Here is a 13,518-nt window from a genome sequence, read left to right on the forward strand (position 1 = left end):
CGGGCCGGGGGCGCGAGGTCCCCGGGGCCGGGGCGTTCGCGGTGCGGCCGGGCCCGCACCGCCGGCGACGCGGCCACGGGCGCGGCGGCCCTCGGCGCGACGGGGCCGAGCGGGCACTGCCCGGTGGCCACGTACACCTGCGCGCCGAGCGGGCTCAGCGCCACGCTCGCGCCGAGGCAGAGGAGCAGCTGACGGGTGATCACACCGGGCAGAACGATCAGCGGGGCGGCGGCGATACGGCCTGCGCCCGCCCGGTCGGCGCCGGTAGGCACGATCGCCTGTCCGGCCCGCCCCCGCTGTGCCAACATCCCCTCATGGATGACCTGGTGGCGGGGGATCCGACCCACATCGGTCCGTTCCGGCTGCTCGGCAGACTAGGGGCCGGGGGGATGGGGCGGGTCTATCTGGCCCGGTCGGCGGGCGGGCGCACGGTCGCGGTGAAGCTCGTCCAGGCGCACTTCGCCGATGTGCCGGAGTTCCGGCGGCGGTTCGCGCGCGAGGTGGCGGCGGCGCGGCGGGTGGGCGGTGAGTGGACCGCGCATGTGCTCGACGCGGACGTCGAGGCCGAGATCCCCTGGGTGGCCACGGCGTACGTGGCGGGCCCCAGCCTCCAGACCGTCGTGGACCACGACTTCGGGCCGCTGCCCGAGCGCGCGCTGCTCGTCCTCGCCAACCGGCTGGCGCTGGCGCTGGAGGCCGTCCACGGGGCCGGGCTCGTCCACCGCGATCTGAAGCCGTCCAACATCCTGCTCGCCGTGGACGGCCCGCGCGTCATCGACTTCGGGATCTCGCGCGCCCTGGAGGTGCTGACCGAGGCCTCCGCCCTCACCGGCACCGGCGCGGTGATCGGCTCGCCCGGCTTCATGTCTCCCGAACAGGTGCGGGGCGAGCGGGTGTCGGCGCCCGGAGACGTGTTCTGCCTGGGCGCGGTGCTGGCGTTCGCGGCGACCGGCCGGGCGCCCTTCGGCACGGGCGCGGACCACCACGCGGCCGCCCTGATGTTCCGCGTCGCGCACGAGGAGCCGGACCTGGCGGGCGTCCCGGAAGCCCTGCTGCCGCTCGTACGCGCCTGTCTCGACAAGGACCCGGCACGGCGGCCGACGCCCGAGGAGGTGGCCGGGGCGACGGCGGGCGAGGTCCCGGCGCACGGCTGGCTGCCGCCCGAGCTGCTGGCCCAGCTGGCCCTGCACAGCTCACGGCTGCTCGACGCCGATGTGACGCCGACGACCCGCCCGGGCTACCGGCCACCCGCGCCCCCACTGGTCCCGGTCGGCCCGCCCGACCCTCCGCCGCCGTCCTACGATGCCGCGCCCCGCCGGGCGCCGGCCGCCGCCGCCCGCCCGCGCGGGGGCGGGCAGAGGCGCGTCGGCCGGGGCCGCGCCGTCGCCGCCGCCGCCCTCGCCCTCGTCCTCCTCGCCCTGGGCTGGTTCGTCCTGCGCCCCCTGGTCCTGGACGCCCTCGGGAAAACCGGAGGCGGTGGAGCCTCGCCGTCCCTCGGCCCGGACACCTTCGACTTCACCGGCGTCTGGGAGGGCTCGAGCTCGGGCTCGGCGATCCGTGTCGCGGTCGCCGGGGACCGGCCCGAGGGCAAGGTCACGGTCGACACGCTCGACGACAGCCGGATGTGCGGCGGGACGACGAGCGTCGCCGAACGGCACGGCCCGAGGCTGAAGGTCACGGGCCTCTCCACGCTGGAGCACGCGGTCGGGCCGGACGGCAGCCCCGTGCCCTACAGCTGCCGGACCATCGAGGAGCAGACCCTGGAAGCCGAGCCGGACGGGACGGTGCTCTGGTCGGCCGGAAGCCAGTACACGGCGCAGCTGAGACGGGTCGAGCACAGCGACGCGGTCGTGCCCGCCGCCTTCCTCGGCCGGTGGACGGCCGCGCGCAGTACGCCGGACGCCGCCGACGTGTCCGTCACCTTCACCCAGGGCGCCCTCGGCCAACCGCTGTCCCGGGTCGAGAAGACGGCGGGCGGGCGCACCTGCGCCTGGACGGCCGTGCTGTTCCGGGTGCGCGACGGGGAGCGGCTCGACTTCGCCCCGATGCGGCCGCAGCCCGAGCACAGCGACTGCGCCGGCCGCCCTCCGCACACGTACCGGCTCCAGGGCAGCACCCTGTGGCTGGAGCCCTCGGGCGGGGTGAAGGCGTACTGGGCCTTCGAGAAGAAGGGGTGACGGGGCCAGGGGGTCCGATGAGGGGAAAGACGACGGGGCCACCAGCACATACGCACCGGCGGCCCCGCACCCCACCCGTCGGTTACGACAGGAACGAGTTGATCTCGATCGTCTCGGTCCGGCCGGGGCCCACACCGATCGCGGAGATCGGCGCGCCCGACATCTCCTCCAGCGCCTTCACGTACGCCTGCGCGTTCTTCGGCAGGTCGGAGAAGGTCTGCGCCTTGGTGATGTCCTCGGACCAGCCCGGCAGCATCTCGTAGATCGGCTTCGCGTGGTGGAAGTCGGTCTGGGAGTACGGGAGCTCCTCGACGCGCTTGCCGTCGATCTCGTACGCCACGCAGACGGGGATCTGCTCCCAGCCGGTCAGGACGTCCAGCTTGGTGAGGAAGAAGTCGGTGAGGCCGTTGACGCGGGTCGCGTAACGGGCGATCACCGCGTCGAACCAGCCGCAGCGGCGGTCGCGGCCGGTGGTGACACCGCGCTCGCCGCCGATCCGGCGCAGGTCCTCGCCGTCCTGGTCGAAGAGCTCGGTCGGGAACGGGCCGGCGCCGACGCGGGTCGTGTACGCCTTGAGGATGCCGATGACCCGGTTGATCTTCGTCGGGCCCACGCCCGCGCCCGTGCAGGCGCCGCCGGCGGTCGGGTTCGACGAGGTCACGAAGGGGTACGTGCCGTGGTCGACGTCGAGGAGCGTGCCCTGGCCGCCCTCGAAGAGGACGACCTTGCCGTCGTCGATCGCGTTGTTGAGGATCAGCGTGGTGTCCGCGACGAACGGCTTGATCTGCTCCGCGTACTGGAGCATCTCCTCGACGATCTTCTCCGCCTCGATCGCGCGGCGGTTGAAGACCTTGGCGAGCAGCTGGTTCTTCGACTCCAGCGCCGCCTCGACCTTCTGCTGGAGGATCGACTCGTCGTACAGGTCCTGGACGCGGATGCCCACACGGTTGATCTTGTCCGCGTAGGTCGGGCCGATGCCGCGACCGGTGGTGCCGATCTTGCGGGAGCCGAGGAACCGTTCCGTCACCTTGTCGAGGGTGACGTTGTACGGGGTGATCAGGTGAGCGTTACCGCTGATGAGCAGCTTGGACGTGTCGACGCCGCGCTCGTTCAGCCCGCTCAGCTCGGAGAGCAGGACCGCCGGGTCGACGACGACTCCGTTGCCGATCACCGGGGTGCACCCCGGCGAGAGGATTCCGGAAGGGAGAAGATGCAGCGCGTACTTCTGGTCGCCTACGACGACCGTGTGGCCGGCGTTGTTGCCGCCCTGGTAGCGCACCACATAGTCAACGGATCCACCGAGGAGGTCGGTGGCCTTTCCCTTGCCCTCGTCACCCCACTGAGCACCGAGCAGCACAAGTGCGGGCACAGGCGTACACCCCTTCCGGGCGGGGCATGTCCAAGGTCAGGGGCGTGTCCGCCGCCTCACCAATGTGCCCCGGAATAGACGAAGCCCCTGGCGCAATAGCGCAAGGGGCTCTTGCACAAAGATGCTACCCGAGGAAGGACCGAAGTGTCGGCTGCCGACCAGCTACTGGTGGTCATCGACCCGGTCGCCCGCCGTATCGACGGCGAGTCCGTACGGATCGCGAAAGATGTGCTGTGTGCGGGTGCACAGGCGAAAATATGCTGGCCGGAGGGGGTGGAGGAGTTCTCCCGCGCCCTGGCCCGGCGGGGCGGGCGGCGGCCCGTGGTGGTCGGTGACGACCGCACGCTGCTACGTACTGTGACCTTGCTCCAGAGGGAGGGCGGCCTCGCCCCCTCGGCGCTGTCGATGGTGCCCGTGGGGACCGCCCCTTCGCTGGAACTCGCCAGGTCACTGGGGGTGCCGCTGGGCGCGGTGGCGGCGGCCCGGGCGGTTCTGGAGGGCTCGCCCCGACGGCTGGACCTGCTGGTCGACGACAGCGGGGGCGTGGTGCTGGGGGATCTGTGCATCCCGGCCCCGGCGCGACCGCTCGCTCCCACGGTGTGGGGGACGTGCCGCTCACTGGTCCGCACGCTGGTGGGGGCGCCGTCCCCGGTGGCGGCGGCGCTCGCCCACCGGCTGCGGGTGGAGGCGGACGGGGTGCTCCTGTCCGACCTCGACCGCCCGGTCGCGGGCGTGTCCCTCGCGATGGCGGGCGGGGCGGCGCAGGTGGTGGTGGAAGGGGGGTCCGGGGTGGTGGTCCGGGCGCGGGCTTCCGTGGTGACGGTGTCCGCGGGTGGGTCGGGGGGTGGGTCGGGGGGTGTCTGCGGTGCGGGGTTTCGGTACCGGGTGGGGTCTGTGGTGGCCGGGCCGGTGTGGACCCGGACGTGGACGACGGGATCGTGGTGCCTGACCTTGCCCTCCCCCACCCCGCGCGCCTGATGTGGCCCGGCCTTCGTCTGCGGCTGAGTGGTGGGTTGCTCGCGCAGTTCCCCGCGCCCCTGGAGGCCTGTGGCTGAGCTGGGTTTCCGGCTACGGGCGTACTACCTGAGGGGCGCGGGGACGGTCGGTCTGGCGCTTAGGCGACGCGCCTGGCTTTTCCGTTCGGCGCCGTCGGACGGCCCTAGACCTCCACCTGGAGGGCGGTGAGGCCCCGGATCACATAGCCCGGCTTCCAGCGCGGCTCGGTGACCAGCCGCAGGCGCGGGGCCCGGCGCAGCAACAGGCCGAACGAGGTGACCAGTTCAAGACGGGCGAGCGGGGCGCCGAGGCAGTAGTGGATGCCCGCGCCGAAGCTGACGTGGCGGTTGGTGGCGGGCGGACGGCGTACGTCGAAGGTGTCCGGGTCCTCGAAAGCGGCGGGGTCGCGGTTGGCGGAGCCGAAGAGCAGCGCGACCTCGGACCCGCGCGGGATGACGGTGCCGCCCACCTCGATGTCGTCGAGCACCCAGCGCTCGAAGAGCTGCAACGGGGTGTCGTAGCGCAGCAGTTCCTCGACGGCGCCGGGCAGGAGCGCGGGCTCGGCGCGGAGCAGGGCGAGCTGCTCGGGGTGGCGGAAGAGGATCCACCAGCCGTTGGCCGTGGTGTTGACGGTGGCCTCGTGGCCCGCGTTGAGCAGCAACACGCAGGTGGAGATCATCTCCTGCTCGGTGAGGGTGGTGCCGTCGGTGTCGTGGACGGCGATGAGGGCGGAGACGAGGTCGGGGGCGGGGGTGCGGCGGCGGTGCCGGATCAGCTCCTTCAGATACGCGGAGAACTCGACGGAGGCGCGGACGGCGCGGGCAGCGGTGTCCTCGTCCGGGTTGAGCTCGTACATCCCGCAGATGTCGGCCGACCAGGGCCGCAGGAGGTGCCGGTCGGCCTCGGGGATGCCGAGCATCTCCGCGATCACGGCTACGGGGAGGGGCTCAGCCACCTCGCTGAGCAGGTCCCCGCCGCCGGCCGCGACGAAGTCGTCCACGAGGCGGCGGGCGATGCGCTCGACGACGGGCGCGACCTCCTCGACGCGCCCGGGCGTGAACGCCTTGGCCACGAGCCGCCGGATACGGGTGTGGTCCGGGCCTTCCAGATCGAGGATGCCCTGGTCGTTGAGGGTGTGGAAGGGCTCGTGGGAGGGGGGTGGGGGTGTGCGGCCGAACTCCTCGTGGCTGAACCGGTGGAGGTAGCTACGGCCCAGGCGGCGGTCTCGGAGGAGGGCGGAGACGTCTCTGTGATGGGGGATCAGCCACTGGTTGGTGGGGGTGTGGAGGTGGGGGCGAGGGGTTTGTCGCAGGTGGGTGTAGGCGGGGTAGGGGTCGGCGACGAAGTGGGGGTCGGTGGGGCGGAAATGGGCGATGGTGTCCATGGGGTGACCTTTCCCCACCGCACCCCTGTTTGTGCCCGGCCTTCGTCTGCGGACGAGTGGTGGGTTGCCCGCGCAGTTCCCCGCGCCCCTAACCCCTCTTTCGTCTGCGGACCGTGGCCGGTTACTCGCGCAGTTCCCCGCGCCCCTAAACCCCTTTCGTCCGCAGGCCGTGGCCGCTTGCTCGCGCAGTTCCCCGCGCCCCTAAAAGCCGGTGGCTGAGCTGAGTACTCCGGCTGCGGGCGTACTACCTAAGGGGCGCGGGGAACTGCGCGAGAAGAGGCCACCGGGCGGCAGACGAGCGCGCAGCGGTCAGGGGGTGCAGGGGCGCAGCCCCGCTCAGGGGCCGGGGGGCTCAGCCCCCACCCACCCCCGGAGGGTTTAGGGAAGGGGCGGGGTGGGGGCCTATGACGGGGTCACCAGGCGGGACTCGTACGCGTACACCGCCGCCTGAGTCCGGTCCCGCAACCCCAGCTTCACCAGCACCCGGCTCACATGCGTCTTGATCGTCGACTCCGCCACCACCAACCGGTCCGCGATCTCCGCGTTGGACAGGCCCTGCGCGATCAGGACCAGGACCTCCGTCTCGCGGTCCGTCAGCTCCTCCACCTGCACCGCCCCCACCGGCCCCGCCGGCCCCCGCCGCACCGGCGCCGCCCGCGCGAACTCGGTGATCAGTCGGCGCGTCACGGAAGGCGCGAGGAGGGCGTCGCCGGACGCCACCACCCGTACCCCCTCGGCGAGTTGACGCGCGGACGCGTCCTTCAACAGGAACCCCGAGGCCCCCGCCCGCAGCGCCTGGTACACGTACTCGTCCAGGTCGAACGTCGTCAGGACCAGCACCCGCGCCCCCGCGTCCGCCGCCACGATCTCCCGCGTCGCCTCGATCCCGTTCATCTCCGGCATCCGGATGTCCATCAGGACCACGTCCGGACGCAGTTCGCGCACCTTGGCCACCGCCTCGCGGCCGTCGACCGCCTCGCCGACCACCTCGATGTCCTGCTGGGCGTTGAGCAGGACGGAGAAGCCCTCCCGGACCATCATCTGGTCGTCGACGATCAGGACGCGGATATCGGAAGCGGTGTTCACGCCCGCGCCTCCGTGTCCGCCGCCACCGGGATGAAGACCGCGACCTCGTACCCGCCGTCCGCCGTCTCGCCCGCCGTCATCTCGCCGCCCAGCATCGCCACCCGCTCCCGCATCCCGGTGATCCCGTGGCCGCTGCCGGGCGACACCGGCACCGCGCCCGTCGGCGGGCCGTTGACGACCCGCAGGCCGACCCCGCCGAGGACGTAGCCGACCTCCACCCGCGCGGCCGCGCCCGGCGCGTGCCGCAGCGCGTTGCTGAGCGCCTCCTGGATGATGCGGTACGCCGACAGCTCGACGCCCTGCGGGAGTTCGCGCGCCGCGCCGGTGACCGCCTTGGTCACGTCGAGCCCCGCGTCGCGTACGTTCGCCAGCAGCCGGTCGAGGTCGGCGAGGGTGGGCTGGGGCGCGTCCGGCGCCTCGTAGTCCTCCGCGCGTACGACACCGAGCACCCGGCGCAGCTCGGTCAGCGCGGCCACCGCGTTCTCGCGGATCGTGGCGAACGCCGCCGTCAGCTCCTCGGGCGGGTCCTCCACGCGGTACGGCGCCGCCTCCGCCTGGATCGCGACCACCGACATATGGTGTGCGACCACGTCGTGCAGCTCGCGCGCGATGGTGGTGCGCTCCTCCAGGACGGTCCGCTTGTCGCGTTCCACGGCGGTGACCGACTGCTCGACGGTGATCTTCCGCTCGGCGTCCCGCCGTACGTTCACGACGACCGCGATCAGGAGGAGGATCGCGGAGGTCACGGCCATCGGGCCGTCGTCGGAGTTCCCGTAGTGGCTGCCGGGGAACTGCATCACGAAGCCGAGCAGCAGCGTGAGCACCCACATCCAGGCGGCCGTCCGGGGCCGGGTGCGCAGCGCCACCACGACCATCACGGCGAGCTGCGCGAGGAACGCGCCCGGCGCCCACGGCCAGCTGGAGAAGCCGCCGCCCGGGCTGAGGACGCCCAAGGCCACCGTGGCCGCGCACACCGCCCACCAGGCGCCGACCGGCCGTATCAGGGTCAGGGCGACCGGCAGACCGGTGAGCAGGCCCGACCCGGCCCAGATGACCAGCCCCGGGCCCGAGCCCTGGGATCTGTCGGTGTACGTGATCATCGCGGCGCAGAAGGCGACGAAGAGCACGGCCGCGTGCGGGCTCCAGGCGGCGTAGCGGCGCAGCCGGTCGGGCAGATGGCGGGTGAGCGGGCCGTCCGTGCGCATCGGCGGCAGCGGCCGGTAGGCGAAGGCGTCCCGGAACAGATCCTGGCGGAGCCCGCCGAAGACGCCCATGGCGAGCAGGTACTCGGGACTGCGCGCGCCGCTGCCCGGCGTGCTGCCCGGCGGGGGGCTGAGGGTGTCGGTCACATGCCCACGGTAGGCGGGGGCGGGTGGGCGGGGCGTCCCCTGCGGTACGGATCCGCGAGGGTCCCTCTCAGGTACTACGGCTCCTGTTCAGTAGGCCAGCTGGGCGATCTCCTCGGCCACGACCGCGCAGGCGTCGGCGGCCGGGTCGATCAGGGGGAAGTGGCCGACGCCTTCGAGCAGGGTGAGCCCGACGGGCTCGCCGGCCTCGGCGGCGGCGTCCGCGTACGCCTCGGCCACGGCCGGCGGCACGACGATGTCGTCCCGGCCCTGGACGAGGGTGGTGGCGATGCCGGTGGGCAGGAGGGCCGCGGGGTCGGCGGCCGCGGCGCGCGCCTCGTGGTTCCCCTCGCCGCCGAGAAGCTGGAGCACGGCCCCGTCGCACACGTCCAGCGCCAGCGCCGTGGCGAAGTCGGCGATGGGCGCGAGGGCGACGACACCGCGCAGGGGCAGGGGGGCGGGGGTGTGCCACGGGGACTCGGGCGGGAGTACGTGGCGGGCCGCGGCCCACAGCGCGAGGTGGCCGCCGGCGGAGTGGCCGGTGAGGACGGTACGGCGCAGGTCGGCGGTGGGCAGGTGGGTGCGGGCGAGGGCCGGGAGCGCGTCGAGGGCGGCGGCCACGTCGTCGAACGTGTCCGGCCAGCGCCCGGCGGGCGGGCTGCCGCCGCCCTGTCTGGGCAGCAGGCCGCCGCGCCGGTACTCGACGCTGGCGACGGCGAAGCCGCGGCGGGCGAGGAAGTCCACGAACGGGGTGAGGTGCCCCCGGTCGTACCGCTCGCGCCAGGCGCCGCCGTGCAGGGCGACGACGAGGGGGCCGCGGTCCTGTGTCCTGGGGGCGTAGAAGTCGATGACCTGGTCGGGGTGGGGGCCGTACGGGGCGGTGCTGTCCGGGGTGACGTGGGGGTGCGCGAAGGCCGCGGCAGCCTCGGCGGCGTCCCTGGCGGTGGGGTCGTGCATACGTCACCTCTCTTTGTTGGCGGGACGCTATCAGCGGGGCGGGGCACGCTCGCGTCTCCGGCGGCGGTGTCGCCCTGCGGACGCGGCTCCGGACGCGGTCCCGGGCTGCGCCCGGCTGTCTTTCGGCTGCGGACCGTGCGTGGCTGGTCGCGCAGTTCCCCGCGCCCCTGAAAGCCAGGTGCCTGAGCTGGGTTCGCCAACTGCGGCCGACTACCTAGGGGGCGCGGGGAACTGCGCGGGCAACCCAGCACGGCCTGCGGACGAAGGCGGGTTCAGGGGCGCGGGGAACTGCGCGACCAGCCGGTCACCGGGTCGCAGACGACAACGGGGTTCTCGGGGCCGCAGGCCCCGTGAGCAGGGGCCCGGGGGCCCGCCCCCACCCACCCCCGGAGGGTTTGGGGAAGGGGCGGGGTGGGGGGCTAACCCAGGGCCGACGACAGCGCCCGCGCCGCCCGCTCCGCATCCCCGAAGCCCACATACAGCGGCGTGAAGCCGAACCGCAACACATCCGGGCGCCGATAGTCCCCCACGACCCCCGCCCCGATCAGCGACCGCATCACCGCATCGGCGCCCTCACACCGCAACCCGACCTGACTCCCCCGCTCCGCGTGCCCGGCCGGCGTCACGGAGACGACCCGCCCCGACGGCACGTACGCGAAGACGCACTCCAGGAAGAAGTCCGTCAGCGCCAGCGACTTCGCGCGGACGGCCTCGATGGAGACCCCCGTCCAGACGTCCAGCGCCGACTCCAGGGCCAGCATGGACAGGATGTCCGGCGTGCCCACCCGGCCCCGTGTCGCGCCCTGCCCCGGCACGTACTCCGCACGCATCCCGAAGGGGTCCTCGTGCGAGTTCCACCCGGGCAGGGGGGAGTCGAAGGAGGACTGGTGGTCGCCCCGGACGTACAGGTACGCGGGCGAACCCGGGCCGCCGTTCAGGTACTTGTAGGTGCAGCCCACCGCGAAGTCCACCCCGTGCGCGTCGAGCCCCACCGGCAGCGCGCCCGCGCTGTGGCACAGGTCCCAGACGGTGAGCGCGCCCGCCGCGTGCGCGGCCGCGGTGATGCCGGGCAGGTCGTGCAGCCTGCCGGTGCGGTAGTCGACGTGGTTGACCAGGACCGCCGCCGTGCGCGGGCCCAGCGCGGACGCCATCTCGCCGGGCGCGACCGCCCGTATCGACCGGCCCGTCATCCGCGCCGCGGACGACGCCACGTAACCGTCGGTCGGGAACGTGGACTCGTCCACCAGGATCTCGTCCCGGTCGGAGGGCGCCAGACGGACCGCCGCCACCAGGGCCTTGAAGATGTTCACACTGGTGGAGTCGCCCACCACGATTCGGCCGGGGGCCGCGCCGACCAGCGGGGCGATGCGGTCGCCGATCCGCTCCGGCGCCGTCCACCAGCCGCTCTCGTCCCAGGAGCGGATGCGCAGCTCGCCCCACTCGCGGGTGATGACCTCCTGCATCCGCGCCGGGACGTGCTTGGGCAGCGCGCCCAGCGAGTTCCCGTCGAGGTAGACCGTGCCGTCGTCGAGGGCGAACAGCTCGCGGTGCTTGGCGAGTTCGTCTGCGGCGTCCAGCGCCGCGGCCTTCCCGGCCAGCGCCTCAGACATGGCTGCGCGCCGTCCACAGCTCGGGGAACACGTTCTTCGCGGCGCGCTTCTCCAGCCAGGCCACGCCCGCCGAGCCGCCCGTGCCGGTCTTCGCGCCCATCGCTCTCCTCGTCGCCACCAGGTGGTCGTTGCGCCAGCGCCACACGAGCTCGCCCACATCGGTCAACGCCTCACCCAGGCGTACGAGTTCCCCGTTCTGGTCCCCGGCGTAGAGATCCGCCCAGACGGCCTCGACCTCGGGCGACGGCTCGTACCGCTGGGAGAGGTCGCGGTCGAGGACAGCGGCGGGGACGGCGTGCCCGCGGCGCGCGAGCAGGGCGAGCACCTCGTCGTACAGGCTCGGCTCCTGGAGCGCCTTCTCCAGCTCGGCGTACACCCGCGGCGCGCCCCGGTGCGGCACCAGCATGGACGCCGACTTCTCGCCCAGCAGGAACTCCATCCGCCGGTACATCGCGGACTGGAAGCCGGAGCCCTCGCCGAGGGCCGAGCGGTAGGAGTTGAACTGCGCGGGGGTGAGCTGCGCCAGCGGCGTCCAGGACGCGTTGAGCGCCTCCAGCTCGCGTACGGAGCGCTTGAGCGCGTCCACGGCCACCTGCACCCGGTCCTCGCGCAACGCGCGCGTGGCGGTCTCCCACTCGTGCACGATCACCGTGAACCACAGCTCCATGACCTGGGTGGTGACCAGGAAGACCATCTCGCCGGGGTCGTCCGAGCGCAGCTGCTGGAGGTGGGTGAGCACATCCGCCTGGACGTAGTCCTCGTACGGCGTGGTGCCCGCGAAGTCCAGGTTGGGGGCGTCGGCCGCGTCGGTCGCTCCGGCGGTTTCCACCGGTTCGGACATCTTTGATGACATCGCTGTCTCCTCGATGTGTCCGGGTAGCGGTCCGCCCCTTCCTTCATCGGCATCGGAGCCCCGGTCCCCACCCGCATCATAAGCACGCCTCCTCCACCCACGTCAGGGCACGGAAGGCCCCTCCACGAGGCTGCCGCCCTCGGTGTACGGCCAGGCGTTGGACTTGCAGCCGTTCAGGCCCTTGATCTGCTGTTGCATCACCGGCGCGGGCTTGCCCGCACCCGGGCAGGCCATGTGTTGGTGGAAGCCGATCATGTGGCCGATCTCGTGGTTGATGATCAGGTGCCGGTACTCGGCGGGCGGCCCGTCGTACTGCGGCGAGCCCTGCACCCAGCGCTTGAGGTTGACCACGACACCGCCCGCGACTTCGCAGTTCAGCTCGCCGTGGGTGTCGCCGTTGACCGCGCACAGCTTGTCGGTGGTGGCCGGGGTGGCGATCTTTATGGTGACGTCGGCGCGGTCGCTGTCGGAGACCAGCTGGAACCGGCCACGGCCGTGCGCGGCCCAGCTGCGGGGGTGGGCGAGTATCGCCTGGATCTCGTTGGCGGCCTGGTCGGGCGAGACGTCGACGCCGTCCTCGACGAGGACCTTGTAGCGGCGCAGGGGGCCGCCGGTGCCGACGGGGGCGCCGGAGGCGCGGGCGGGGGTGAAGGTGCCGGGCCCGTTGGCGGGAACGTCCTTCTTCTTTCCGTCCTTGCCGCCCTTTCCGTCCTTTCCGCCTCTTCCGTCCTTGCCGTCGGAGCCGTCCTCCTTCTCGCCCTTCTTCTGGTCCTTGGAAGAGCTGGACGGGGGCGGCCCGGTCGGCAGGGGTTCACGGGAGCCGAGGGGGGTCTCCGCGGCGTACCCGGGTTCGGGGGTGTCGCCGCCGCCGTGCCACTCGGCGAGGGCGGCGCCGCAGATCAGGGCGAGGCCGAGGAGGCCGCCCATGAGCAGGAGGGCGCGCGGGTGGCGCCGGGCCGAGCGTCTGCCACGGCTACGGGTTCGGGTGTGGCCACGGCCACGACGGGCTCCGTTGCGGGCTGCTCGCTTGCCCAAGACAGACTTCTCCCCTTGTCACGGCTGGAGTTGGGGGGAGGTGTGGGGCCTCGTGCGCCAGCTTGTGCAGTTGTCCGGTATTCGATGGTGTGGTTGGTGCCGACGGTGTCGGTGGTGCCGACGGTGTCGATCGTGCGTGCGATCGTACCGTCCGTACGAAAGTGTCCGGACGGTACGAGTCCGCACCGCAGGTCAGCCCAGCGTGTCGGCGGCGAGCGGCGAGGAGTCCCGCAGGAACGTGGTGCAGCGCTCGAACTCGGCTTCCTCGCCGATGGCTTGGGCGGCGCGGGCCAGGGCGTGCAGGGCGCGCAGGAAGCCGCGGTTGGGCTCGTGCTCCCACGGCACCGGGCCGTGGCCCTTCCAGCCGGCGCGGCGCAGCGAGTCGAGGCCGCGGTGGTAGCCGGTGCGGGCGTACGCGTACGACTCCACGGTGCGGCCCGCGTCGAACGCGTCGTCCGCGAGCTGGGCCCAGGCGAGGGAGGACGTGGGGTACTTGGCGGCGACGTCGGCGGGGGCGGTGCCCTGCGCGAGCAGCTCTCGGGGCTCGGGGTCGTCGGGCAGGTGCGTCGGGGCGGGGCCGCCGAGCAGGTTCTCGTGAATGGACATGCCCCCAGTCTGCCGCGTCCGACCGACAACGGCGTTTTTCCCCCCACCCCGCCCGTTCCCTTAACCCTCCGGGGGTGGGTGGGGGCGAGGGCAGACCGC

Annotated in this window: 12 protein-coding genes; 2 read left to right on the forward strand and 10 right to left on the reverse strand. The window is 73.0% G+C overall.

The features are described 5' to 3' along the window. The coding region (locus ABD236_RS01550) for a hypothetical protein (RefSeq protein ID WP_344068938.1) at positions 1-308 on the reverse strand (308 nt) is incomplete at its 3' end. Between the two features lie 6 nt (positions 309-314). Here ABD236_RS01550 and ABD236_RS01555 point away from each other — a divergent pair. Then, a complete protein-coding gene (locus tag ABD236_RS01555) occupies positions 315-2,177 on the forward strand; it encodes a serine/threonine-protein kinase (RefSeq protein ID WP_344068941.1) in 1,863 nt (620 codons plus the stop codon). 82 nt (positions 2,178-2,259) lie between these two features. Here the strand turns inward: ABD236_RS01555 and ABD236_RS01560 are convergent, their stop codons facing one another. Further along, positions 2,260-3,546 carry an adenylosuccinate synthase gene (locus tag ABD236_RS01560; RefSeq protein WP_344068944.1) on the reverse strand — a complete coding sequence of 429 codons (1,287 nt, stop codon included), beginning with the start codon at positions 3,544-3,546 and terminating at the stop codon, positions 2,260-2,262. 144 nt (positions 3,547-3,690) lie between these two features. Here ABD236_RS01560 and ABD236_RS01565 point away from each other — a divergent pair, with 144 nt between their 5' ends. After that, positions 3,691-4,524, forward strand: coding sequence for a diacylglycerol kinase (locus tag ABD236_RS01565; RefSeq protein WP_344068947.1), 834 nt, complete (start codon positions 3,691-3,693; stop codon positions 4,522-4,524). A 181-nt stretch (positions 4,525-4,705) separates the two neighbouring features. On the opposite strand, the gene ABD236_RS01570 is transcribed toward ABD236_RS01565, so the two are convergent. From ABD236_RS01570 to ABD236_RS01605, 8 genes are all read right to left on the reverse strand, one after another. Continuing rightward, positions 4,706-5,926 carry a cytochrome P450 gene (locus tag ABD236_RS01570; protein WP_344068950.1) on the reverse strand — a complete coding sequence of 407 codons (1,221 nt, stop codon included), beginning with the start codon at positions 5,924-5,926 and terminating at the stop codon, positions 4,706-4,708. A 402-nt stretch (positions 5,927-6,328) separates the two neighbouring features. Beyond that, a complete protein-coding gene (locus tag ABD236_RS01575; RefSeq protein WP_425543801.1) occupies positions 6,329-6,967 on the reverse strand; it encodes a response regulator in 639 nt (212 codons plus the stop codon). A gap of 41 nt (positions 6,968-7,008) precedes the next feature. Further along, positions 7,009-8,361: a histidine kinase gene (locus ABD236_RS01580; protein ID WP_344068954.1), complete on the reverse strand. Its 1,353-nt coding sequence runs from the start codon at positions 8,359-8,361 to the stop codon at positions 7,009-7,011. Between the two features lie 87 nt (positions 8,362-8,448). Then, complete coding sequence (locus tag ABD236_RS01585) at positions 8,449-9,315, reverse strand: alpha/beta hydrolase (RefSeq protein ID WP_344068956.1); 867 nt, start codon at positions 9,313-9,315, stop codon at positions 8,449-8,451. A 419-nt stretch (positions 9,316-9,734) separates the two neighbouring features. Further along, the gene (gene kynU, locus ABD236_RS01590; RefSeq protein WP_344068958.1) at positions 9,735-10,925 is read right to left on the reverse strand and encodes a kynureninase; all 1,191 of its coding nucleotides are present in this window, start codon (positions 10,923-10,925) and stop codon (positions 9,735-9,737) included. Beyond that, a complete protein-coding gene (locus tag ABD236_RS01595) occupies positions 10,918-11,778 on the reverse strand; it encodes a tryptophan 2,3-dioxygenase family protein (protein WP_344068960.1) in 861 nt (286 codons plus the stop codon). Before ABD236_RS01595 ends, kynU begins: the two co-directional genes overlap by 8 nt. A gap of 102 nt (positions 11,779-11,880) precedes the next feature. Continuing rightward, positions 11,881-12,705: a DUF3152 domain-containing protein gene (locus tag ABD236_RS01600; protein ID WP_344068962.1), complete on the reverse strand. Its 825-nt coding sequence runs from the start codon at positions 12,703-12,705 to the stop codon at positions 11,881-11,883. 300 nt (positions 12,706-13,005) lie between these two features. Continuing rightward, entirely contained in the window at positions 13,006-13,419 is a 414-nt protein-coding gene (locus ABD236_RS01605) for a DUF3151 domain-containing protein (protein ID WP_344068964.1), read from the reverse strand. Between the last annotated feature and the right edge of the window lie 99 nt (positions 13,420-13,518).

It is taken from the genome of Streptomyces crystallinus (assembly GCF_039521265.1).
GTDB lineage: Bacteria > Actinomycetota > Actinomycetes > Streptomycetales > Streptomycetaceae > Streptomyces > Streptomyces crystallinus.

Bases quoted from the DNA above. Each gene is read 5' to 3' on its own strand.
- kynU (WP_344068958.1), bottom strand. From the start codon at position 10,925: ATGTCTGAGGCGCTGGCCGGGAAGGCCGCGGCGCTGGACGCCGCAGAC.
- ABD236_RS01570 (WP_344068950.1), bottom strand. From the start codon at position 5,926: ATGGACACCATCGCCCATTTCCGCCCCACCGACCCCCACTTCGTCGCC.
- ABD236_RS01585 (WP_344068956.1), bottom strand. From the start codon at position 9,315: ATGCACGACCCCACCGCCAGGGACGCCGCCGAGGCTGCCGCGGCCTTC.
- ABD236_RS01605 (WP_344068964.1), bottom strand. From the start codon at position 13,419: ATGTCCATTCACGAGAACCTGCTCGGCGGCCCCGCCCCGACGCACCTG.
- ABD236_RS01555 (WP_344068941.1), top strand. From the start codon at position 315: ATGGATGACCTGGTGGCGGGGGATCCGACCCACATCGGTCCGTTCCGG.
- ABD236_RS01595 (WP_344068960.1), bottom strand. From the start codon at position 11,778: ATGTCATCAAAGATGTCCGAACCGGTGGAAACCGCCGGAGCGACCGAC.
- ABD236_RS01575 (WP_425543801.1), bottom strand. From the start codon at position 6,967: ATGATGGTCCGGGAGGGCTTCTCCGTCCTGCTCAACGCCCAGCAGGAC.
- ABD236_RS01600 (WP_344068962.1), bottom strand. From the start codon at position 12,705: ATGGGCGGCCTCCTCGGCCTCGCCCTGATCTGCGGCGCCGCCCTCGCC.